The organism is Pseudarthrobacter sp. J47 (assembly GCF_049810315.1).
In the GTDB taxonomy this organism is placed as follows: Bacteria; Actinomycetota; Actinomycetes; order Actinomycetales; family Micrococcaceae; genus Arthrobacter.
In genome coordinates, this window is record NZ_CP187358.1 from 49,646 (window position 1) to 70,176 (window position 20,531).

General features: G+C 65.8%; 20 protein-coding genes. 6 read left to right on the forward strand and 14 right to left on the reverse strand.

Annotated elements, in window-relative coordinates:
* The first annotated feature begins 2 nt into the window (after window positions 1–2).
* The 3 genes from ACPJW8_RS00260 (at window position 3) to ACPJW8_RS00270 (ending at window position 2,003) form a co-directional block, all read left to right on the forward strand.
* Window positions 3–212, forward strand: coding sequence for a DUF4177 domain-containing protein (locus ACPJW8_RS00260; RefSeq protein ID WP_330188961.1), 210 nt, complete (start codon window positions 3–5; stop codon window positions 210–212).
* Window positions 213–289: 77 nt separating this feature from the next.
* Window positions 290–808, forward strand: a complete 519-nt coding sequence (locus tag ACPJW8_RS00265; RefSeq protein WP_330188962.1) for a flavin reductase family protein — start codon at window positions 290–292, stop codon at window positions 806–808.
* 88 nt (window positions 809–896) lie between these two features.
* On the forward strand, window positions 897–2,003 hold the full coding sequence (locus tag ACPJW8_RS00270; RefSeq protein ID WP_330188963.1) for a hypothetical protein: 1,107 nt from the start codon (window positions 897–899) through the stop codon (window positions 2,001–2,003).
* A 78-nt stretch (window positions 2,004–2,081) separates the two neighbouring features.
* Here ACPJW8_RS00270 and ACPJW8_RS00275 read toward each other — a convergent pair whose 3' ends face one another.
* Window positions 2,082–2,495, reverse strand: coding sequence for a DUF1304 family protein (locus tag ACPJW8_RS00275; RefSeq protein WP_330188964.1), 414 nt, complete (start codon window positions 2,493–2,495; stop codon window positions 2,082–2,084).
* A gap of 161 nt (window positions 2,496–2,656) precedes the next feature.
* Between ACPJW8_RS00275 and ACPJW8_RS00280 the strand changes: the two genes are divergently transcribed.
* Complete coding sequence (locus ACPJW8_RS00280; RefSeq protein ID WP_330188965.1) at window positions 2,657–3,331, forward strand: haloacid dehalogenase type II; 675 nt, start codon at window positions 2,657–2,659, stop codon at window positions 3,329–3,331.
* A 42-nt stretch (window positions 3,332–3,373) separates the two neighbouring features.
* Here ACPJW8_RS00280 and ACPJW8_RS00285 read toward each other — a convergent pair whose 3' ends face one another.
* Genes ACPJW8_RS00285 through ACPJW8_RS00300 form a run of 4 tightly spaced genes read right to left on the reverse strand, consistent with a single transcriptional unit; the run spans window position 3,374 to window position 8,338 of the window.
* Window positions 3,374–5,002, reverse strand: coding sequence for an ABC transporter ATP-binding protein (locus tag ACPJW8_RS00285; RefSeq protein WP_330188966.1), 1,629 nt, complete (start codon window positions 5,000–5,002; stop codon window positions 3,374–3,376).
* Window positions 4,999–5,829 carry an ABC transporter permease gene (locus ACPJW8_RS00290; RefSeq protein WP_330188967.1) on the reverse strand — a complete coding sequence of 277 codons (831 nt, stop codon included), beginning with the start codon at window positions 5,827–5,829 and terminating at the stop codon, window positions 4,999–5,001. The genes ACPJW8_RS00285 and ACPJW8_RS00290 overlap by 4 nt, the downstream gene beginning before the upstream one ends.
* A complete protein-coding gene (locus tag ACPJW8_RS00295; RefSeq protein WP_330188968.1) occupies window positions 5,822–6,763 on the reverse strand; it encodes an ABC transporter permease in 942 nt (313 codons plus the stop codon). The genes ACPJW8_RS00290 and ACPJW8_RS00295 overlap by 8 nt, the downstream gene beginning before the upstream one ends.
* An 18-nt stretch (window positions 6,764–6,781) precedes the next feature.
* The gene (locus tag ACPJW8_RS00300) at window positions 6,782–8,338 is read right to left on the reverse strand and encodes an ABC transporter substrate-binding protein (RefSeq protein ID WP_330188969.1); all 1,557 of its coding nucleotides are present in this window, start codon (window positions 8,336–8,338) and stop codon (window positions 6,782–6,784) included.
* A 411-nt stretch (window positions 8,339–8,749) separates the two neighbouring features.
* Between ACPJW8_RS00300 and ACPJW8_RS00305 the strand changes: the two genes are divergently transcribed.
* Complete coding sequence (locus tag ACPJW8_RS00305) at window positions 8,750–9,055, forward strand: hypothetical protein (protein ID WP_330194307.1); 306 nt, start codon at window positions 8,750–8,752, stop codon at window positions 9,053–9,055.
* 2 nt (window positions 9,056–9,057) lie between these two features.
* A complete protein-coding gene (locus tag ACPJW8_RS00310) occupies window positions 9,058–9,396 on the forward strand; it encodes a hypothetical protein (RefSeq protein WP_330188971.1) in 339 nt (112 codons plus the stop codon).
* A gap of 345 nt (window positions 9,397–9,741) precedes the next feature.
* Here ACPJW8_RS00310 and rsgA read toward each other — a convergent pair whose 3' ends face one another.
* The 9 genes from rsgA to ACPJW8_RS00355 all read right to left on the reverse strand — a co-directional run bounded on the left by rsgA (window position 9,742) and on the right by ACPJW8_RS00355 (window position 20,508).
* The gene (rsgA, locus tag ACPJW8_RS00315) at window positions 9,742–10,911 is read right to left on the reverse strand and encodes a ribosome small subunit-dependent GTPase A (protein WP_425256380.1); all 1,170 of its coding nucleotides are present in this window, start codon (window positions 10,909–10,911) and stop codon (window positions 9,742–9,744) included.
* A 288-nt stretch (window positions 10,912–11,199) separates the two neighbouring features.
* Entirely contained in the window at window positions 11,200–12,306 is a 1,107-nt protein-coding gene (locus ACPJW8_RS00320) for a RelA/SpoT domain-containing protein (RefSeq protein ID WP_330188972.1), read from the reverse strand.
* A gap of 34 nt (window positions 12,307–12,340) precedes the next feature.
* On the reverse strand, window positions 12,341–13,135 hold the full coding sequence (gene surE, locus ACPJW8_RS00325; RefSeq protein ID WP_330188973.1) for a 5'/3'-nucleotidase SurE: 795 nt from the start codon (window positions 13,133–13,135) through the stop codon (window positions 12,341–12,343).
* Window positions 13,132–14,118 (reverse strand): 1-phosphofructokinase family hexose kinase, encoded by a 987-nt coding sequence (locus ACPJW8_RS00330; protein ID WP_330188974.1) that lies wholly within the window; start codon window positions 14,116–14,118, stop codon window positions 13,132–13,134. The genes surE and ACPJW8_RS00330 overlap by 4 nt, the downstream gene beginning before the upstream one ends.
* A gap of 210 nt (window positions 14,119–14,328) precedes the next feature.
* Entirely contained in the window at window positions 14,329–15,225 is an 897-nt protein-coding gene (gene purU, locus ACPJW8_RS00335; protein WP_330188975.1) for a formyltetrahydrofolate deformylase, read from the reverse strand.
* 3 nt (window positions 15,226–15,228) lie between these two features.
* The gene (locus ACPJW8_RS00340; RefSeq protein WP_330188976.1) at window positions 15,229–16,602 is read right to left on the reverse strand and encodes an L-serine ammonia-lyase; all 1,374 of its coding nucleotides are present in this window, start codon (window positions 16,600–16,602) and stop codon (window positions 15,229–15,231) included.
* On the reverse strand, window positions 16,603–17,241 hold the full coding sequence (locus ACPJW8_RS00345) for a sarcosine oxidase subunit gamma (RefSeq protein ID WP_330188977.1): 639 nt from the start codon (window positions 17,239–17,241) through the stop codon (window positions 16,603–16,605).
* Window positions 17,234–20,188 carry a sarcosine oxidase subunit alpha family protein gene (locus ACPJW8_RS00350; RefSeq protein WP_330188978.1) on the reverse strand — a complete coding sequence of 985 codons (2,955 nt, stop codon included), beginning with the start codon at window positions 20,186–20,188 and terminating at the stop codon, window positions 17,234–17,236. The genes ACPJW8_RS00345 and ACPJW8_RS00350 overlap by 8 nt, the downstream gene beginning before the upstream one ends.
* Entirely contained in the window at window positions 20,185–20,508 is a 324-nt protein-coding gene (locus ACPJW8_RS00355) for a sarcosine oxidase subunit delta (protein WP_330188979.1), read from the reverse strand. The genes ACPJW8_RS00350 and ACPJW8_RS00355 overlap by 4 nt, the downstream gene beginning before the upstream one ends.
* Window positions 20,509–20,531: the final 23 nt, after the last annotated feature.

Consider the following 20,531-nt stretch of genomic DNA (forward strand, 5'->3'; position numbering starts at 1 on the left):
TCATGCAGTACGTCGTCTTGCAGGTCATCCTCAAGGAGAAAATGTGGGGAACCGGTTCGGGAAACCTGACTTCCCTTGAAAAGGCCATCAATGACCAGGCCGCGAAAGGCTATAGGCTCCACACCATAACCACTGCGAGCAGCGGGAGTAAGGGAGTGATCGGCGGCGGTGACCGCATTCAGGCAACAATGGTGTTCGAGCGGCTCGGATAACGCAACGGCCGGTTTGACCTCAACCATGGTTGAGCTTTTAGTGTGAAGAGCGTTGATCCGCCGAATTAAGGTCCGCCATGCCGCTCCCCGCTTCCCTCTCGCCCCTCTCTGTCAGTGAACACTTCAAGGCAGCCTTCCGGGCCCATCCCGCCGGGGTTGCGGTGATCACTGCGACGGGGAGCGAAGGAGTTGTTGGGCTGACGGCCTCGTCCGTGGCATCTGTTTCAGCCGATCCGCCGATTCTTGCCTTCTCCGTTTCAGGTGGCCGCTCAGCGTCCCAGATTGCGGCGGCGCAGACCGTTGTGGTCCACCTCCTGGGCTCTGACCAGCTTGAACTCGCCCGTATTTTCGCCATTCCCGGCACACCCCGATTCACCGGCCGGATGGAGTGGGAGATGCTGCCCACGGGCGAACCCCTTCTGAAGGGCGTGCCCTGGGCACTGCGCTGCGAAATAGTCCACCGGGCGGCACTGGGAGGTTCGGTGCTCTTGGCTGCGACAGTTCTAGGGGTCCGCGCCGAGCCGTCTGGTTCAGCTCCCCTGGTGTATCAGGACCGGGCCTTCCACGGGCTTAGTCCAATCGAGGACGTCTCCTGAGATAACAGAACGTGCCCGGGGTGCGTGGCCGCATAACGATTGAGTCCTATGGATCGACCTGCTGGCCGACCCCCGCCATGATGGAGCCATGCACGCTCTGGAATCCGCACGCAGCTTCGCGGCCATCAAGCGGGTAGCGGTCGGCATCGTAACGACTGCGGTCCTGCTGACGGGATGCGCGGCTCCCGGCGGCGACGCCCGCGTGGTGAATCCGGCTGAGATCGTGGCCGGCTACGACTGCCTTGCTCCGAACCTGGGCGGCTGGTTGTTCCCTCCCGATCCGTCCAGTTCGCCCGACCCGCTGCACCCTGACGCACCTGAACCCGGCAGGGTTCCGGCAGGCTTCGTACCCACCACGGCTGTGCGCTGTGACCTGATGGCCAGCATTGACGACGCCGAGGGGCGCTGGACCGGCGTTACGGCGGTGACCCTGGAGGGTGATCTGACAGAAGTGCTGGCTGCCCTATCCGAGCCGGATGACGGGCTCTGGCCGGGGCCGTGCACGGCAGATGCCGAGTTTGTGCCCCCACTCTGGCTGATCGACGCAACGGGACGGGCAATCAACGCCCACTATCCTCGCAATGGCTGCGGCAAAACGAAGCCCGGCGTGCGCAAAGCCCTGGCAGGATTGAAGGTTGGAGGGGTCGTGACGCACAAACGAACGCTGGTTGAACCGCGCGCGGCGCTCGACAGTGGATGCGTTGCAAAGTGGAAAGCACCATTCACTGAAGAACTTGGCTTATCGATCCCGTCGACCAGCCCGCTCCCAGCACTTGACGGAGCTTCACAGATTCCGAGCAGACCATTGGCCGTCACGGTACCGCCGGACCTCGACGGAATGCGTTGGTGCCGCTATGTGGCTGAAGCTGCTTCATCGGGCGCGACTGTGCCGGGCGAAGCGTCGGCGCTCCCCGGATCCATCGCTCTTCGAACGGGCCGCTTCGCTGCTGGCGGCATGCTCGACGCCGAAACAGCTCAGTTGGTGGCCGATGCTGCCGCCTCTGAACCGGTCCCGCGCTCCTGTGAGGCCACGTCGACGTCTTTCCTGGTGCTCTGGCCGATCAAGGGTGGGCAGGCGCTCGGGATGACACTCACGGCGGAACTCGATGGCTGCGGGTTGCTTTACCGTGAAGGAAGCGGCACCCGTCCGCTGCCGGACAACGTTCGCGGGATTCTCACTGCGTTGACTGAGTGAGGGGCCGCTGGACGGCCACGTTCAGCCCGGATAACTTCCAGGAACCGCACGAGACCGGAAGCACGAAGCATCAATTTCCTACCGGAACAGCAAATAGAACAACACAGCCAGGCCGGGAAACAATGATTGGCCAATGGCGCTGAGCAGCAGTCTTTTCTCCGTGACCCATAGCCAGATGCCGAGGACTACCTGGCCCAGGCAACAGAAGATGATGATGGCCACCCCGCCGGCCGGATTACCCGCAAGGTTCACCATCCACAGGCCCGCCGCCATGCCCAGCGCAAAAACGATGTTGTAGGCGCCGACGTTCATCGCCCACATACGCACGGCAGGCGCGTCGGCAGGCTTGATCAGGAAGAGGCGGTAAAAGCGCTGATCGCGGTGGAAGAAAATCTCCAGGATGCCTACGCTGATCAGCGCGACGGCGGTCAAACCGGTAATGATCTGGCTCAGCAAATTCATGCGGCACGCTCCTGGGGCAATCTTGCGCACTCAACCTATGAAGCGCAGATTACGCTCCGGCGGGGGAGCCGTTCAATAGCTCAAGCACGCCGGAAAGAAAGCGCGGCTACCCCAGCACAGTGCCCGGTGGAGTTGCGGGAGTGGGTAACAATGGATGGTCCGTTCCAAACACCCGCCAGCGAAGGATCCCCATGGCCCCCACCAGCTTCCGCCCGGAGTACATATCCTTTGACTGCTACGGCACGCTGATCAACTGGGTGCTGGACCCCACCACCCGGAGGATCCTGGACGGCCGGATCCCGGAGGAAAGGATGCGGGCGTTCCTGCGGGACTTCCGCAACTACCGCTACGACCAGGTGTGCGGCGAGTACTACGCCTATGAGCAGGTGCTTCAGGATGCCTTCGACCGCACCTGCCGGAAGTGGAACCTGGAATTGACTCCCGACGCCGGTGCCCAGTTTGGTGCCACGGTGCTGGGCTGGGGCGCGCATGAGGATGTGCCGGGGCCACTGAAAACCATGGGCGAGAACTACAAGCTGGTGATCATTTCCAACGCAGACACCCGGTTCCTGGACGTCAACGTGCCGCGCCTGGGAGCGGACTTCCACGCCGTCTACACCGCCGAACAGGCAGGCTATTACAAGCCCCGCTACCAGGCTTTCGAGTACATGCTGGATCAGCTGGACGCCACCCCGGAGCAGTTCCTGCACGTCTCGTCCCACATGCGTTATGACGTGATGCCCGCCGACGACCTCGGCTTCACCAACAAGGTCCTGCTGGACCGTGGCTTTGATCCGCACTCTCCGGCCTATAACTACACCACCGTGCGGTCCCTCGAGGAACTGAACGGGTACCTGGGGCTGTAGCTTCGCCCAAGTCCAGCAAGGAGCCGGCCTCCGAGGCGGCCGTCAGGCCGGTGCCGCGCCCGGCATAAGGGTCCGCAGGTGATCCCAGCGGCAGGGAATGGCGGCATCCACCAGGGCGCGGCTGTGTTCGTGGGACGGCCCGGCGAAGAACGCCTGTGTTTCGGCCACCTCGATCACCGCGCCGTGCAGCAGCACGGCGACGCGGTCGCACATGTACCGGATGACGTCCATGTCGTGCGAGATGACCACCAGGGAGAGGCTGTGTTCCCGCTGCAACCTCAGCAGCAGGTTCAGGACCGTCCGCTGCGTCAGGGCATCAAGGGCGGAGGTGGCTTCGTCGCAGATCAGGATGGTGGGATCAAGGAGCAGGGCCCGCGCGATGGTGGCGCGCTGCAGCTGACCTCCAGAACACTGTCCCGGGTGCCTGTCCAGCAGGGCCGCGTCCAGCTCGACGTCGGCCATGACCTCAGCGATCCGCCGGGCGCGGGCCCCGGCGTTGAGGTCACGGCGCCTCTGCAGTGGCGCTTCCATGCTGGCCCGGAGGGTCATCCTGGGATCGAAGGAACCGTGCGGCTCCTGGAAAACCAGCTGCACGGCGGTGGCTGCCGGGGGAGCGGAGGCACCCTCCGCCGGATGCCGGGTCATGGTGCCGCCGTCGGTTTTCTCCAGCCCCACAATGGCCCGGGCCAGCGTGCTTTTTCCGGATCCGGATTGACCCAGGACGCCCAGGATTTCACCGTGCTGCAGGCTCAGGCTGACGTTGTCCAAAGCGGTGTGGGCGCGGCGGCCCCTGCCAAACCGCTTGTGTAGACCGGCCAGCGTCAGGACTTCGCGTGGAGCAGGCCGCGGCCGCCGTCCGGACTCCGGCGCCAGCTGTGAAGCGGCAAGGAGCTCGCGCGTGTAGGCGGTTTTTGGCGCAGCAATGATGCGCGCTGTGGGGCCCTCTTCCACAATGGTGCCGGAGTCCATCACCAGCACCCGGTCCGCGAATGGCGCTACTGAGGCGATGTTGTGCGTGATGTACAGGATGCCCAGGCCGCGGTCCCGCCGTTCCCTGTCCAGCAGTTGCAGGACCTGCCGCTCCAGCACTTTGTCCAGTGCCGACGTCGGCTCATCCGCCAGAAGCAGCCGCGGCTGCCCGGCCAGTGCGACGGCGGTCATGGCCCGTTGTGCCATCCCTCCGGAGAGCTGGTGCGGGTAGGACCCGAAGCCCTTGGGCGCGTCAGCGAAACCCACCTCGCGGAGCAGTTCGACGGCGGCAGTCCTGGCCGGTGCGCCCCGCAGGCCGCGGTGTACCTTCAGGGGTTCCAGCAGGTGCGCGCCGATGGTCCGGTTGGGATTGAGAACCCGCTTGGGCTGCTGGAACAGCATTCCGGCCTCGCCGCCGCGCACCGTGTTCAGTTCGGATTCGGCCGCCGTGGTGACGTCCACGGAACCCAGCCGGATGGCGCCGGCGGTGATGGCCAGTGGGTCCGGCAGCAGGCGCACGGCGGAGAGTGCGGTGAGGGTCTTGCCGGACCCGGATCCGCCCACCAGGGCAACAAACTCGCCCTCGTTCACGGACAGGGACAACCCATGGATGAGCGACGCCGGTGCGGAACCGCCGGCAGCCGGCCGGAGGTGCCGAAGATTCGCGACGGTCAGGTCAGTGATGTCCAGCAGCGGCTTCATACGCGCTCCGCCGTGGGCAGGAGGAGGGGCCCGGCGGCCATGCGCGCGGCGCGCTGGCCCAGCAGCGTGACACAGAGGGCCACGACAAAAATTGCGAGTCCGGGTGCCAGGATGCCCAGCGGTGCACGCTCGGTGTAGGGCTGGGCGGCCGCCATCATGGAGCCCCAGTCCGACTGCGGCGGCTGCACACCCAGGCCGAGGTAGGACAGGGCGCCCACGCTGATCAGCAGGTGCCCGAACCGCAGCGTCGCCTGGCCCAGGATGGGCCCGGCAAGGTGGGGGATGACGTGCCGGAAGATGATGAACGACGGCGTGCAACCCACCACGCGCGCCGCTTCCACGAAGCCACGGCTAGAGACGTCGTAGGCCAGGGTGCGGCTCAGCCTGGCGAACGGAGTCCAGCCGGTGACGGTCAGCGCCAGGAGCAGCGGGCCGAAGCCGGTGCCGAGCGTCGCCACGATGAACAGCGCCACCACCATCTCCGGGACGGCCAGCAGGACGTCATTGGTCCTGGTCAGGAACTCGTCCACCCAGCCGCGGCGCCGCGCACTGAGCACGCCGATGGCCACGCCCAGGATGCAGGTCAGCACGGTTGCCAGCGCGGCCACGGTCATGGAGAAACGGCCGCCTTCCAGCAACCTGCTCAACGTGTCCCGGCCCAGGTGGTCCGTGCCCAGCCAGTGTTCAGCGGATGCAGGAGCCAGCCGTTCGGTCAGGTTCTGCTGGGCAGGCGGGTAGGGGTAGATCCACGGTGCGATCGCCACCGCAATCACCACTATGGCCAGCACCGCAGCGGCCAGGTGGTGGGTGCTGAACCGCCTACGCATAGCTGCCCTCCACCGCGGGGGTCAATGCCCGGTGCACAAAGTCGGCCAGCGTGGTGACCAGCACGGCCAGGGCCACAACCACCACCACACCACCCTGCGCCAGGGGAATATCTGAATTCACGACGGCGTCAAACAACAGCCTGCCCATGCCCGGCACCGCGAAGATCACCTCTACGATGACAGAGCCACCCAGCAGCCCGGCAAACCACACGGCGACCAGCGTGGACAGCGGTACCAGTCCGTTCGGGATCACGTGGTGCAGCACCGCCTGCGCCGGGCTCAGACCCCGGGCCCGGGCGGCGGGGACATGCTCAGCCGACGCGGCGTCGATCATCCCGGCACGGACCGCGGAGGTGAAGTAGCTGATGGGCCGCAGCGCCAGGGTCAGCGCCGGAAGCACCATGGATTCGGGGCCGTTCCAGCCGGCCGATGGCAGGACGGACAGCTTCAGGGCAAAAACCAGCACCAGCAGCGGAGCCACCCAGTATTCCGGCATGGCAATAAAGGACTGGGTGACAGAGGTGATGATCCGGTCCGCGGGCTTTCCGTGCCGGAGGCCGGCCACGATGCCCAGCGGCAGGGAGACCAGCACGGCCAGGGCAAGGGCGGCTGCCACCAGGCTGAGGGTCACTGTCAACGCCGGAAGCACCTGGTCCGCCACGGGCGTTCGGGAAACATGAGAGAGTCCCATGTCCCCGGTTCCGATCCTGCCCAGCCAGCGGAAATACTGCACGATCAGCGGATCCTGCAGCCCCAGGCTGAGGCTCAAAGCCTGCACATCGGCGTCGTCAATAATGTTCCCGGACACCCGCGATCTGATGATGGTCCGCACCGGATCACCCGGCGTGAAATACGGAATCAGGAACACCGCAAAAGAGGACGCCAAAACGGCGGCCACCAGGGTGGCCGTCCGTTTGGCGATGAAGGGGAACATGCTGGCGGAAGGTGGCGGTTACGAAGCAGTCTTCGCCGTCTGAGCGGTGAGGACATAGCGGGACAGCGGATCCTGGACGTAGCCAATCACGTTGCTGCGGACCGCGTCGGTGGCCTGCTCATTGACCAGCCAGACGTTCACGGCCTTGTCGGTCAGGATCTTCCCGGCCTCGGCGTAGAGGCTGTAGCGCTCCTCGGGGTCCACAGTGGTGGCGGCCTTAACCAGCAGCTGATCGTATTCAGCGTCGCAGAAGTGGCTCAGGTTGTAGCTTCCGGAGCAGGTGTAGTCGGCCGTGAGGAAGCCTGCGGGATCGGCGATGTCGATCAGGCGGTTCCGCTGGCTGAGCAGCATGTCATAGTTGCCGGCCAGCACGTCAGGCTCAGCGGCGGCATATTCCTTGGTGACGATGGACACCGGAATGCCGGCAGCCTTCAGGTTGTCCTGGATGACGGCGGCGACGTCCGCGAACTCGGCGCGCTCCACAATCGCGATGATTTCGAGGGGACGGTCAGCCGTGTAGCCGGCGTCGGCAAGGAGCTTCCTGGCGCCGTCGAGATCCTGCTTGGGGTCCTTGGCATCCTTGCCGGCCCACGGCTCCGAGGAGGCGAAGACCCCGGTTGCAGGCAGCGCCGCGCCTTCGTAGACGCTGGCGGCGAGGGATTCCAGGTCCAGCGCATCCCGGATGGCGGTCCGCACGTCCACGTTGTCCAGTGGAGCCCGGCCGTTGTTCATGTAGAGGGTGGCTGTCCGCGGGGAATCAGCCTTCAGGACATTGACGCCGCTGGCGTTCTCCAGGGAGGCCAGGCTGGCGGCGGGGATGGACATGGAGATGTCCGCCTCGCCGGTCTGGACCTGTGCCGCGCGGGTGGCGCCGTTGGTGATGAAGCGGATTTCGGCGCCGGCCAGCTGGACGTCGCCGCCCCAGTAGTCCGGGTTCCGGTCCAGGGTCAGTGACTGCTGGGCAACCTCGGAGACGGGAACAAACGGCCCGGTGCAGTGCCCGAACGGGTTGGTCCGCTCACCTTCGTAGGCGGCGGGGGAGAGGATTCCGGAGTTGACGCTGGCCAGGCGGTAGGGGACCAGGGGGCTCTCCGTGGGCGTGGTGACGCGTACGGTGCCTTCCTGCGGAACGGAGACAGAGCTGATGATCTTGCTGTTGAAGGCCCGGGCCGGGACCGTTGCCTTCAGGACGTGGTTCAACGCCGTGGCCACGGACTCGGCCGTGAGCGCGGTGCCGTCCTGGAACTTCACGCCTTCGCGGATGGTGAAGTCCCACTCCAGGGGGCTGTTCTGCTTCCACTCAGTGGCCAGCGAGGGCACCACTTCACCCTTTGCCTGATCAAACTTCGTCAGCGTCTCCAGGCAGCCGGAGAGGGAGAGGATGTAGGCGGCGTCCGATTCCACGGCCCAGTCAGCCACCGGCGCCCGGAAGTTGTCCACCACAATGCGCTGGTTGGTATCGGCGACGGCGGCACTGCCCTCCGCGGCCGAATTCCCGCCATTGAAGCCACAGCCACTCAGGGTGAGGAGCGCGACGACGGCAAGGGCCGGCAAGGACCTTTTGACTGGGAGCATGGGGGAACCGCCTAGAAATGACCCGACTGTCCGGGAGGGGAGATAAAGACTCTTTAGGATAGCCTTACCTGAACCAATCCCAGAATTCCCCGGCTCCCCTCCCGTGTAACAGTGGCGATCTATGTGAGATTCACATTTCTTGGTGTTCTCGTTGTGTTTGCTGGGCGCGGGCTTTATGCTTCGTGAAGATCCATCGATTTGGGGGCGATGATGGGTTCGTGCCCCCTGCCGTGTCCGGGGGACATATTGCCGATTCCTTTTTCTTCCCGCATGTTTCGTGGGTTCGCGGGTCTCGTGCTGTTTGGTTTTGTTCTGTCCGGGATTGCGGGTCCGGTCGCTTCGGCGACGGAACCACTCCCGGCACCTGCGACCACCGAGGCGTCCCCCTCACCTGAGGCCGGCCCTGAGCCGGTGCATGACCCGGTACTGGTGGCGGAGCAGCAGGCTGCAGACAAGGCCGCAGCGACTGGCGCGGATGTTGTTGTTGATGCTCTGACCACGCCAACGGAGCTGGTGACCGCGTCTCCTGACGGAAAGTTCACCAAAACCCTGACGGTCGAACCGACCCGGATGCTGCATGATGGCGGGTGGGCGGCAATCTCTACAGACCTCATCGAGGCCGGCGGCGTCCTGCGCCCGAAGATGGCACCAGCCGCCCTGTCTCTGGGTAAGGGCGGATCGGCCCATATATCCACCGTCGGTCATGATGGAGACTGACCATGAAAGATATGAAGAGCATTCTCTGGCTCGCCATCGAGGACTATTCAGGTTTGTGGGAAGCGGTCTGGCAACTGCGTACATACACTCCAGAAACTGCCGATGGTGTCTTGATTGAGCGCGCGAAAACGGTACTGGAACGTCTAGTCGCAGATGATTTCATTCGGTTTTACCGCTGCCAAGAGCCATACGGCCAGCTCTGCGAAGTGAAGGACACTGAAGTGTCGGATATCCTTTCCAATCCGCGTCATTGGGAAGAGCCAGCGGCCGACGCTGTATCGATTCGATTTGGAATAACGTCTTTGGGCCAGGAAAAATACGCGTCGTTGGGCCCTGTCTGAAGACCATGGAAATCGTCCGGTATGGCCCAACACTTCCTTGCTGTCTCGAGTACGAAGGCTGCTGAGTAGAAAACAGAAACATCTGAGGCTGACGGTATCCGCGAGCTGACGCCAGCAGGTCCTTAAGTGCGTCGCTTATGGCCTTGGCGTATGTGGTGAGGTCCGTGAGGCTCTCGCCCTGATCGACCTGGATTTCTTCGATGCGGGCCAGGCCGCCGGCGGCTCTCACTCATACGATTGAACGATGGTTATGGGCGGAAGACTGGCTGAATTCGACGGTGCGGGTCCCGGGGCCAGCGGACTGATAAGACGCCAGCCATATCCGGGACACCGCACCTTATCCGGCTACCGGCGCTTCCGCTTTGACCGCCGGTCATCCCTCCGTTCAGCCGTGTCCCGTTCGGCAGCCCGCTGCGACTTCCCCGCAACAACCACCTTCTGGTGCCATTCCCGGTAGTACGCCCGTTGCGCCGCGGCGTCCGACCGGCGGGCCAGGGCGGCCAGCTCCCGCTGCATTTTCAGGTAGCTGTTCCAGCGGCGCTCCTCCAGGGTGCCGCCGGCAATGGCTTCCTGTACCGCGCATCCCGGCTCGAACTGGTGGACGCAATCGGAGAAGCGGCAGCGGGCGGACAGTTCCTCCACGTCGCCGAACATGGCATCCATCCCGTCATCGGCGTCGTACAGTCCAAAGCCGCGCACTCCGGGAGTGTCCATCAGTACCGTCCCGTTGGCCAGCGGCACCAGCTCACGGGAGGTGGTGGTGTGCTTGCCCTTGAAATCGCCGGCCCGCACGGCGCCGGTGTCCTGCACGGCATGTCCGGCCAGGGCATTGATGAGCGTGGATTTACCGGCACCTGACGGGCCCAGCAGCACCAGGGTGCCACGCTCCGGAACGTGCGCCAGGAGTTCGTCGATGCCGTCGCCGTGCTCCGCGGAGGTGGTCACCACCTGCACGCCCGCGGCCTGCAGGATGACCTGCCCGACGACGTCATCCGCCACGTCAGCCAGGTCCGCCTTGGTGATGATCACCAGCGGAACGGCGCCCGAATCCCACGCGGCAACCAGGGTCCGCTCGAGGCGGTTGTGCGTCAGCGGGCGGTCCACGGGAACCACCACACCCACGGTATCCATGTTGGCAGCCAGCACCTGGGCCGCGGACGAATCCTCATACGCGCGCTTGCGGGTCAGCTGGGAACGGCGGGGCAGGATGCCAACGATCTGGCGCTCGCCGGCCCGGTTGGGGCCCAGCCACACCCAGTCGCCGGTTACCGGCAGCCCGCCGTCCAGCGGATAGGGAAGGTGCAGCAGGTCCTCACCTGCCGCCACCAGCACCAGGCTGCGGTCCACCCGCACCACCCTGCCGGGTTCGTGCCTGGTGTTCGCGGGTGCCGGGTTTTCGTCAAAAAGCCGCTCGACGGCGGCGCTGTAGCCATAGAGCCCCAGTCCCGCCTGCTGGGCGGAAGAGGAGACGCTAAGGGCATGGTTGGTGGAAGTCTGGACAGAAGAAATTTTCAAGGTGATACCTCAGGGGTGGGTCCCCTGGCACCGGACCTGGCCTAACCAGGTTTACGCGGGCAGTGCCCTATGCGGTGCGGAATGCGGGGACGGGGGTGATTGATGACTTGTTCGCGGGGCACACGGCAACTCCACTCATCAAAAACACCTCCCAACCCTCCAGATTCACTCCGGGCATTAAGCCGGACCAGTTCCCCACTGTAGCTGGAAAATGCTGCGCGGCGCTAGGGTTTGGCCTCTTTCCGATCTCGACAAGCTCGATCACCGGGGGTCAGGGTGCGCGGCTATTTAGCCGCTGGTCAGCCGGTACCTTTCGATCTGTTTCAGCCGCCGCAGGAGGCTGTCGCGCCGCGGGTGCGGGACGACGTCGGGCGCTTCCGCGGTGAGTTCGATGTGCTCGGTGCCGTACTGCCACAGCAGGAGGTCATCCAGGAGCCTGTCCGGGCCCGGCGAATAGCGGTGGTCCAGCGCCTTGCGGACCTCGGTGATGCGCTCGGCGCTGAGGAGCCCGGCCAGCTGCACCGTCTGCCGGAGCCCGTGGGCGGCCAGGAGTTCAGCGGCCCAGCCCCAGTCGTCATCCACCTTGCGGTCAACGTGCGGCAGCAGCGTGCGCCAGACGTCCCGGACCCGGTTGGGCGTCAGCTGGGCTGCACCCTCACCTTCCATGTCCCAGTAGCTGCGGACTTCCTCATAGCGTTCGTGCAGGTCCGCGAAGGCGCCCTCCACGGTTTCCAGCATGGCCGCGGTTGCGGTGAACTGGCGGTCAAAGTGCGGGGTCCAGGCGCGCGGATCCTCGGCCTTGAAGCGGATGTCGTGCTCGATCTCGCTCCACGCATGGGCGAACACGGTGCGGATCTGGCATTCGAAGAAGTAGCTGCCGTTGGGTGGAACGTCCGGGTTGAAGACCTGCTGGTAGGCCTTGACGGACTCGTTCTGGATGGTGCGCAGGATCAGGTGCCGGCTGGAGTATCCGTAGGTGCCGGATTCGATGGAGCCGATGTCCTTCTCGCGGTCTCCCCGGCAGTCGAACAGCTGGCGCTGCCGCTTGATGAGGTTGGCCACCACGGCGTTTTCCGCCGGCAGCTTGGTGATGACGCGGAGGCCCACCATGTCATTAAGGGTGCGGAAAGGATCCGGGAACTTCAGCACCGGTACGCCGCCCGGTTCCAGGGGTTCCTCCGTGCGGGAGATCTTTTCCCGGAAGGACTCAACGGTTTTGGTGCGGCCCGTGACGAACAGCGGCGTGACCTCGGTGTCCTTGAGCATGTCCCGCAGCGTCAGCAGCACATCCCGGGTAACCAGCTTCAGGGCAGGGCGGACCCGCTCGTAGAGTTCCACGTTTTCCTGCACGGACGGGCGCAGGGCAGGGTCCAGGCGCTCCCAGTTGCTAGCCATATCCCCAGCATACGGCGGGCCTGCGACAGAACAGTCAGGCCCGCTGTCCGGGCGACATGTTGTGCAAAACAGCAGGCAGGGCCGGCAGGGCCGTACCCGTCACCGGCTGGATCGCCGTCACGGTGGCGAAGCCCGCGGCAAGCAGTGCCGCGTCGCTGTCCGGGTCCGGGTCCTCGGTGGTGTCCGCGATGGCCAGCCGCACGTGCTGCTGGCCGCGTTCGGCCAGGGTGGTCTGGACAATACCGAACCGGGTCAGGGTTGCCGTGCGCAGTTCCGGCAGGCTGTCTCCGGCATGGTTGGGAACGTTGAGGTTCAGGACGCTGCCAACGTCCAGGTCCATCAGGAACGGCAGCAGCCCCACGGCCAGCCGGGCCGCCTGGTCCCAGTACAGGCTGACGGGATTGAGCCCGGTGTCCAGGGATACTGCCATGCCCCTGCCGTCGTTGACGCCGGCCGTCAGCGCCGCGCCCACGGTGCCGGAGTGCAGGATGGCCCGCCCAACGTTGGCTCCGCGGTTCACCCCGGACAGCACAAGGTCCGGCGGGTCACCGAACGCGCCGTGCGTTGCGATCATGCTGATGAAGGCGGGGGCGCCGTGGACCGCGAAGGCCTCAACGCCGTCCAGCCCTTCAAGATGGCGTTCTTCAATGGAGATCCTGCCGTCCTCTTCGACGGCGGTAATGGAGGAGCTGCTGCCGCTCGCCTCGGATGCCGGTGCCGCCACCACAACACTCAGGCCCGCCCGGACCGCCGCGGCAGCCAGGGCATGCAGGCCCGGTGAGCCGATGCCGTCGTCGTTGGTAATGAGGACGCGTGGACCTTGGCTCATGACCGCCGCACCTTCCGGGCCAGGTCATCCGGGCTCATCTGCTGCGCGGTGCCGTCCGCTCCGGCGTCCTCCAACGGAACGATCGTCACCAGCCCGGCAAGCTCGCGGATTGCCGTGGCTTCTCCCGTGCCCAGGCCGTGGCGGGTGACGTTCTGCGCGCCGGCTGCTGTTCCCAACACCACGGCCTCGTGCAGGGAGCCGTTCTCTGCCAGGACGGCGGCGATCCCGGCGGTGAGCGAATCGCCCGCTCCGCTGGTGTCCACGGTCTGCAGTTCCGGCACGCGCACCTCGCTGATTTCCCCTTCGCTGAGCAGCAGGGAAGGGAGGTTGGCGCGGGTGACGATGACCGCCGCAGCACCCTCCCTGGCGAGGTTGTGCATCGCGTTGATAATGTGGCCGGCATCCGCGGCGAGGGCCCGCCCGCTGGCCACCATCTCGTCGTCGGCGATCTTGATGACCGCGGGTTTGCCTGCCAGCACGGCATCCAGCCGTTCGTCGGCGAGGTCCGCGATGACCGTGCAGCCGGCGGCTCCGAGGTCTGCAGTCAGCCTGCGGTACGTGTCCGGCGGGACCGCGTCCTCCGGGCCGCTGCCGCTCAGGATGACCGTCCCCGCCTCGATTCCTGCCTGCAGGGTGAGTCCGTAAAGTTCGTCGAGTTCATGGCGGGTAAGCCTGTAGCCCGGGGATTCGGCCAGGACCTTGCGCTCGCCGCCGCGGCGGTCATGAAGGTATGTGCCGCTGCTGCCTTCGCCGGTAACGTCCAGGACCCGGACACCTTCGTCGGCGATCAGGTGCCGCAGAACCAGGCCGGTTTCGCCGGAGAACGCCGCGCACATGGTCACAGTCGCACCCAGCGCCGTCAGCATCCGGGCCTGCCAGACGCCCTGGCCACCTGCGTGGATGTGGATGTCCGCGGTGCCTTCGATGTCCTCCACCGTGACGGTCAGGACGGGCGAAGGGGCAAAGACTACGACGGCGCCCATGCCGCACCTGCGCGTCGAAGGGCTGTGCTGTAATTCCTGGCCATGCTTCCTCCCCGAGCCGGCTGTTCCTCATCCCATGCTAAGCCTGCTTAGTGTGGGATGGCCACGGCCTTGCCATGGGGGGAAGAGACTGGGGGCCGCAGCAATAGCCGCGGCCCCCAATAGAGAGTGCCAGTTGAGACTGCCAGAAGAGAGTGCCAGTAGAGACTGCTAGCGGAGCACCACAGTCCGGTTGCCCAGCAGAATGACCCGCCCTTCGCAGTGCCAGCGCACGGCGTTGGAGAGCGCCTTGCATTCGGTGTCGCGGCCGGCGGCCACCAGGTCTTCTGGCCCGTGGGTGTGGTCCACTTCCACCACCTGCTGGGCGATGATCGGGCCCTCATCCAGCTCGGCGTTCACGTAGTGGGCCGTAGCGCCAACGGTCTTGACGCCCCGGGCGTAGGCCTGGTGGTACGGCTTGGCACCCTTGAAGCTGGGCAGGAACGAGTGGTGGATGTTGATGGCCCGGCCGTCCAGCTTCCGGGTCAGCTCGTCGCTGAGGACCTGCATGTAGCGGGCCAGCACCACCAGCTCAACGTCGAGTTGGTCCACCAGCTCCATCAGCCGCGCCTCGGCGGCAGGTTTGGTCTCCGCCGTCACCGGGATGTGGTGGAAGGGGATCCCGTGCCACTCCACCAGCGCCTGGTGGTCGGTGTGGTTGGACACCACGGCCACCACGTCCACGGGCAGCTCGCCGATCCGGGCACGGAACAGGAGGTCGTTGAGGCAGTGCCCGAACTTGGACACCATGATCAGGACCTTGCGCTTGGCTCCCTGGCGCTCCAGCTGCCAGCGCATCCCAAAGCGTTCCGCAACCGGACCGAAAGCGGCCCGCAGCGTATCCACGGTGGAGGCATCGCCGTCGGACGCGAAATGCACCCGCATAAAGAAGTGGCCTTCGGAGCGCTCGCCGAACTGCTTGTTGTCGATGATGTCGCAGCCGTGTACCAGCAGGAAGCTGGAGACGGCGTGCACGATTCCCGGGCCTTCGGGGCAGTCGAGGGTCAGGACGTGTTCAACGGTGGTGGACTGCTGCGGTGCGGGGACCTGGGTTTCAGTGGCAGTCATGGCTCAGCACTCGATCACATTCACGGCCAGGCCGCCCCGGGAGGTTTCCTTGTACTTGGTCTTCATGTCAGCTCCTGTTTCACGCATGGTTTTGATGGCCTTATCCAGGGAGACCTTGTGGCTGCCGTCCCCGTGCAGCGCCAGGCGGGCCGCGTTGATGGCCTTCACGCTGGCGATCGCGTTGCGTTCGATGCAGGGAATCTGCACCAGGCCGCCCACGGGATCGCAGGTGAGGCCGAGGTTGTGCTCGATTCCCACCTCCGCGGCGTTCTCCACCTGGGCGGGCGTTCCGCCCAACACCTCGCACAGCCCGGCGGCAGCCATCGAGCAGGCGGAACCCACCTCGCCCTGGCAGCCCACTTCCGCGCCGGAGATGGAGGCGTTGATCTTGAACAGAATCCCGACGGCGGCCGCGGCCAGCAGGAAGCGGACCACACCGTCGTCGTCTGCTCCCGGAACGAACTTCATGTAGTAGTGCAGCACCGCGGGCACAATGCCTGCCGCGCCGTTGGTGGGCGCCGTGACGATCCGCCCGCCGGCGGCGTTTTCCTCGTTGACTGCCAGGGCATACAGGTTCACCCACTCCATGGCGCGGAGCGGATCGGTCACTCCGGTATCCGCGGTCAGGGTCTTGAACAACGACGGCGCCCGGCGGCTGACGTTCAATCCGCCGGGAAGCGTTCCTTCCGCGGCACAGCCGTTGTCCACGCATTCGCGCATCACAGCCCAGAGACTTAGCAGTTTCTCCCGGAGTTCCTCTTCGCTGCGCCACACGAGCTCGTTGGCGAGCATCACGTCGGAGATGGACATCCCCTCCGTCCGGCAGATCTCCAGCAGCTGGTCTGCCGTGGTGAAGGGGTAGGGAAGGACTGTCGAATCGGCCACCACCCGGTCGCTGGCATCGGCGTCGCCGTCCACCACGAAGCCGCCCCCAATGGAATAGAAGCTTCGTTCGGACAGCACGGAACCGGTGTGGTCCAGAGCCCGGAAGGTCATTCCGTTGGGGTGGGCGGGCAGGGACTTGCGGCGGTGCAGCACCACGTCCTCGTCCCAGTTGAAGTCCACCCGGTGGGAGCCGGCCAGGTGCAGTTCCGCGTCCAGCGCAGCGGCCGCAACCTGGTCATCGGCGGTGAAGGTGTTGACGGTCTCGGGTTCGAGCCCCTGCAGCCCCAGGACCACGGCCTTGTCCGAACCGTGGCCGCGGCCGGTGGCGCCGAGGGAGCCGAAAAGCTCTGCCTGGACCCGTGCCGTGGAGCTTAGGTTGCCGTCGCCTTTGAGTCCGTCCGCGAACAGCTTTGCCGCCCGCATCGGGCCGACCGTGTGTGAGGACGACGGCCCGATGCCAACAGAGAACAGGTCCAGGACGCTGAGTGCCATTCAGGGGACCTCGGGTGAGGCGTACTCCCGCATGGAGTCCAGGAGCCAGCGGCCCAAGAATTCTGCGAAGGACGCACGGGGGAACAGCCGGAAGCTGTCCTCGCCCGTCTTCCACAGCACCACGGGGATGTTGCCCACCTCGGTGGAGACGGCGGTACCGGCAGTGAAGGCGCGGGGGTGCAGGTCCAGCGAGTTGCCCTTTTCCAGGACGCCACGCGCCTTGGGGCCGGTCAGCTCGAACGTGGTCCGGTTGGCGGAGAGGTCCACCACCTGGCCCTGGCCGTCAGCCAGGGCTTCCGTGAGGGCCAGGATCAAGTCCCCGCCCAGCGCTTCGTGGGCTTCTGCCGGGGCGATGACCAGGAACTCCTGGGGTCCCAGCCAGAGCACTGACGTTTCCCCGACGCCGGCCACGTCACCGCACGCTGCGGGCAGTCCGCCCACCACGGAGGCAACACGGCGGCCGGCTTCGCTGTCCCGGTCCACGCGGACACCGGCCATGGTCAGGAAGGCCACTTCGCGCAGCTCCACCACGCCCTGGACCGAACCGGTTTCAAAAGCCGCCTTGAGCTGGCCGGCCGGGCTGGTGCGGAGCGAGAGGTTCTTCTCATGTGCGGTTGCAGGCACTGCTGTTTCAGCCATCTTTGCGGGTCCCTTCGGGGTCAAAAAGTACGGTTTCTGCAACGACGACGTCCAGCAGCTGGTCGCCGGCGGCAGCCACCAGCGTCTCGCCGATGCGGTTTCGGCCGTTCTTGATCAGCGCCAGGCCGAAGGACCTGCCCAGGGCGGCGCTGTGGTAGCTGGAAGTGACGAAACCTTCCATGGGAACCGGTCCGTAGGCCGGGTTGGTGGAGCGGCCCTTTTCAACCAGCTGGGTGCCTTCCGGCAGCCGCACTGTCCCGTCCACCGGAAGGACGCTGACAAGGTGCTTGCGGTCTTCGCGGAGGGCATCGGTCCGTGAGTAGGAACGCTTGCCAATGAAGTCCTTGGCCTTGGAAACAATCCACTCCATGCCGGCGTCCTGCGGGGTGACGGTGCCGTCGGTGTCCTGCCCGACGATCGGGTAGCCCTTTTCGGCGCGCAGTACGTGCATGGTTTCGGTGCCGTAGGGGGTGATGTTGAATTCGGCGCCGGCAGCTGCAACGGCTTCCCAGGTGTTCAGCCCGTACCAGGCAGGTACGTTGATTTCGTAGGCCAGCTCACCGGAGAAGGAGATCCGGCAGATGCGGGCCCGCACACCGGAAGCCAGGGTGGTTTCGCGGAAGGTCATGAACGGGAACGCCTCGGCGTCCAGGCCGCCGTTGGCAGCGAGTTCCGGCGCCACCTTGGCGATCACCTCACGGGACTTGGGTCCGACGACGGCAATCGTGTTCCACTGTTCGGTCACCGAGGTGCAGTGCACGTCCAGTTCCGGCCATTCGGTCTGCAGCCATTCCTCCAGCCAGTCCAGCACCTTCGCGGCGCCGCCGGTGGTGGTGGTCATGAAGAAGGTGTCCTCGTCCAGGCGCAGGGTCACGCCGTCGTCGAAGATCATGCCGTCCGCCTGGCACATCACGCCGTAGCGCGCGGAACCGGGGGCGAGCTTCTTGAACGCGTTGGTGTAGATCCTGTTGAGGAACTCGCCGGCGTCCTTGCCACGGATTTCGATCTTCCCGAGGGTGGTGGCGTCCATAAAGCCCACGGACTCGCGGACTGCGGCGCACTCGCGGAGTACCGCGGTGTCCATGTCCTCACCGTCCTGCGGGTAGTACCAGGGGCGCTTCCACTGCCCGACGTCCTCGAAGAGGGCGCCGCGGCTGACGTGCCACGGGTGGATGGACGTGACGCGGGCCGGATCGAAGAGCTCACCGCGCTGGCGGCCGGCGAGGGCTGCGAACGCTACAGGAGTGAACGGGGCGCGGTACGTGGTGGTGCCGATCTCGCCGATGCCCCGGGACGCCTCGCCGGCGGTGCGCAGCGCGGCGGCGATGACGCCGATCGCGTTGACGCCGGACGTCTTGCCCTGGTCGTTGGCGGTGCTGATGGAGGTGTAGCGCTTGACGTGCTCCACGGACCGCATTCCCGCGCCGGTGGAGCGCAGGACGTCAGCCACTGACTGGTCCCGCTGGAAATCCACGAAGTGGTGGTGCCAGTCATCAGGGGTGCCCGACTCTCCCGGAACCAGCCAGAGCTGGCGGGTGGGGGCTGATGCCTTGGGCTCCGTGAGGGGCGCCGGCTCCGTGGAGGTGCTGAATCCGGCGTCGATCGCCGCCTTCGCACCGGCGGAAACGCCTTCGGCGAGGCAGTCCACAGTGGCGAAGGAACCACGGCCGGAGCCAACGATCTGCTGGTTGGGAACCTCGGTGCTCGGCACAAACGCCGCGAGCTCCTCGTCCCAGCGCAGCTTGCCCTGGCGCTGGGAGTGCAGGTGCACCAGCGGGCTCCAGCCGCCGGACACTGCCAGCAGGTCGCAGGCGATCTGTTCGACGCCCGAGGTGAGTTCGCCGTCGTCGTTAATGCTGCGGATGGTGACGCTGTTAAGGCGGCCGCGTTCTTCTGCGGTGTCGCTTCCCGTGGTGTTCGCCACCGCGCTGCCAATCAGGACGCGGATTCCGCTTTCGACGGCGGCAGCAGCCACCTCGGTGAGGCGCGGACGGGCGTCCACAACGGCCGCGACCTTGATCCCGGCCGACTGCAGGTCCGCGGCAAGCGCGTAGGCGCTGTCGTTCGTGGTGCTGATGACCACGCGCTGCCCGGCGGCCACGGCGTACCGGTTGAGGTAGCTGCGGACGGCGGAGGCGAGCATGATGCCGGGGCGGTCATTGTTCTCGAACACCAGCGGGCGTTCGTGCGCGCCGGGGGCCAGGACCACCTGGTTAGCACGGATGTGCCAAATACGCTGGCGGGATACGCCGGGGGCGGCGGGGGAGGAGAGGTGGTCGGTGCGGTTCTGGACCGCGATGACGTAGTTGGCGTCGTATGCGCCGAACGCCGTAGTGCGGTTCAGGACCGTGGATTCGGCGCCGGAAACCAGCTCGGCCTCAACGTCAGCCACCCATTCCAGTGCGGGCTTGCCCTCGATGGTCTCGGCCAGTCCGGGAGCGGTGGACGCCGAGAGCAGCGAGCCGCCCAATTCAGGCTGGTCATCCAGCAGCATCACGCGGGCGCCGGTCCGGGCTGCTTCGCGGGCGGCTGCCAGGCCGGCAACACCGCCGCCAACCACCAGGACGTCGGTGTGGACGTACTTCTTGTCGTACTCCGCGCGGTCCTCTTCCGGATCCAGCCGGCCCAGGCCGTTGAGCAGCTCAGCCTGGAGTCCGTCCACCAGGGTCACGGTGGTGGCGGGAAGCATGGATTCTGCCACGTGGCCGGCGAAGCGGGGGAGCACCTTCACCAGGGCGTTCGATTCCTCAACGCCTGCGGCCAGGATGCCGCGGGGACGGTCCTCGTAGAGGGAATTGCCCACCGCGATCCGGCCGTTGGCCAGCAGCGCTGAGGCGAGGGTGTCGCCCGGGTGGCCGGTGAATTCTTCGCCATCAAGGGTGAAACGCCAGGAAATGGTGCGGTCGATGCGGCCGCCGTCGGAAAGACGGGCATTCTGGGAAGTCACTTGCTTGCTCCTTCCGGGGCGGTGGTGCCGGTTGCTGTTGGACCGGTTGCTGTGGGGCGGGGCGCGCCCATGGGGTAGACGGCCTGGATGTCGTAGGTGACCGTGTCGCGGAGCATGTTGAACCACTGGCGGCAGCCGGTGCTGTGCAGCCAGCGTTCGGCGAAGGCGCCCTTGGTGTTGTCCCGGTAGAACAGGAACTCGGCCCATTCACGGTCATTGAGTTCGCTGGGGTTTTCCGGGTAGGCAACGTGGGCCTGTCCGCCGTAGTGGAATTCGGTCTCGTCACGGGAGCCGCAGTTGGGGCAGGAGATGAGCAGCATGTGCGTCTTCTTTCTAGGGTGCT

Excerpts from the sequence above, each read along its gene's own strand:
- ACPJW8_RS00260 (WP_330188961.1), top strand. The coding sequence starts at position 3 with ATGCAGTACGTCGTCTTGCAGGTCATCCTCAAGGAGAAAATGTGGGGA.
- ACPJW8_RS00265 (WP_330188962.1), top strand. The coding sequence starts at position 290 with ATGCCGCTCCCCGCTTCCCTCTCGCCCCTCTCTGTCAGTGAACACTTC.
- ACPJW8_RS00270 (WP_330188963.1), top strand. The coding sequence starts at position 897 with ATGCACGCTCTGGAATCCGCACGCAGCTTCGCGGCCATCAAGCGGGTA.
- ACPJW8_RS00280 (WP_330188965.1), top strand. The coding sequence starts at position 2,657 with ATGGCCCCCACCAGCTTCCGCCCGGAGTACATATCCTTTGACTGCTAC.
- ACPJW8_RS00285 (WP_330188966.1), bottom strand. The coding sequence starts at position 5,002 with ATGAAGCCGCTGCTGGACATCACTGACCTGACCGTCGCGAATCTTCGG.
- ACPJW8_RS00290 (WP_330188967.1), bottom strand. The coding sequence starts at position 5,829 with ATGCGTAGGCGGTTCAGCACCCACCACCTGGCCGCTGCGGTGCTGGCC.
- ACPJW8_RS00295 (WP_330188968.1), bottom strand. The coding sequence starts at position 6,763 with ATGTTCCCCTTCATCGCCAAACGGACGGCCACCCTGGTGGCCGCCGTT.
- ACPJW8_RS00300 (WP_330188969.1), bottom strand. The coding sequence starts at position 8,338 with ATGCTCCCAGTCAAAAGGTCCTTGCCGGCCCTTGCCGTCGTCGCGCTC.
- ACPJW8_RS00310 (WP_330188971.1), top strand. The coding sequence starts at position 9,058 with ATGAAAGATATGAAGAGCATTCTCTGGCTCGCCATCGAGGACTATTCA.
- ACPJW8_RS00320 (WP_330188972.1), bottom strand. The coding sequence starts at position 12,306 with ATGGCTAGCAACTGGGAGCGCCTGGACCCTGCCCTGCGCCCGTCCGTG.
- surE (WP_330188973.1), bottom strand. The coding sequence starts at position 13,135 with ATGAGCCAAGGTCCACGCGTCCTCATTACCAACGACGACGGCATCGGC.
- ACPJW8_RS00330 (WP_330188974.1), bottom strand. The coding sequence starts at position 14,118 with ATGGGCGCCGTCGTAGTCTTTGCCCCTTCGCCCGTCCTGACCGTCACG.
- purU (WP_330188975.1), bottom strand. The coding sequence starts at position 15,225 with ATGACTGCCACTGAAACCCAGGTCCCCGCACCGCAGCAGTCCACCACC.
- ACPJW8_RS00340 (WP_330188976.1), bottom strand. The coding sequence starts at position 16,602 with ATGGCACTCAGCGTCCTGGACCTGTTCTCTGTTGGCATCGGGCCGTCG.
- ACPJW8_RS00345 (WP_330188977.1), bottom strand. The coding sequence starts at position 17,241 with ATGGCTGAAACAGCAGTGCCTGCAACCGCACATGAGAAGAACCTCTCG.
- ACPJW8_RS00355 (WP_330188979.1), bottom strand. The coding sequence starts at position 20,508 with ATGCTGCTCATCTCCTGCCCCAACTGCGGCTCCCGTGACGAGACCGAA.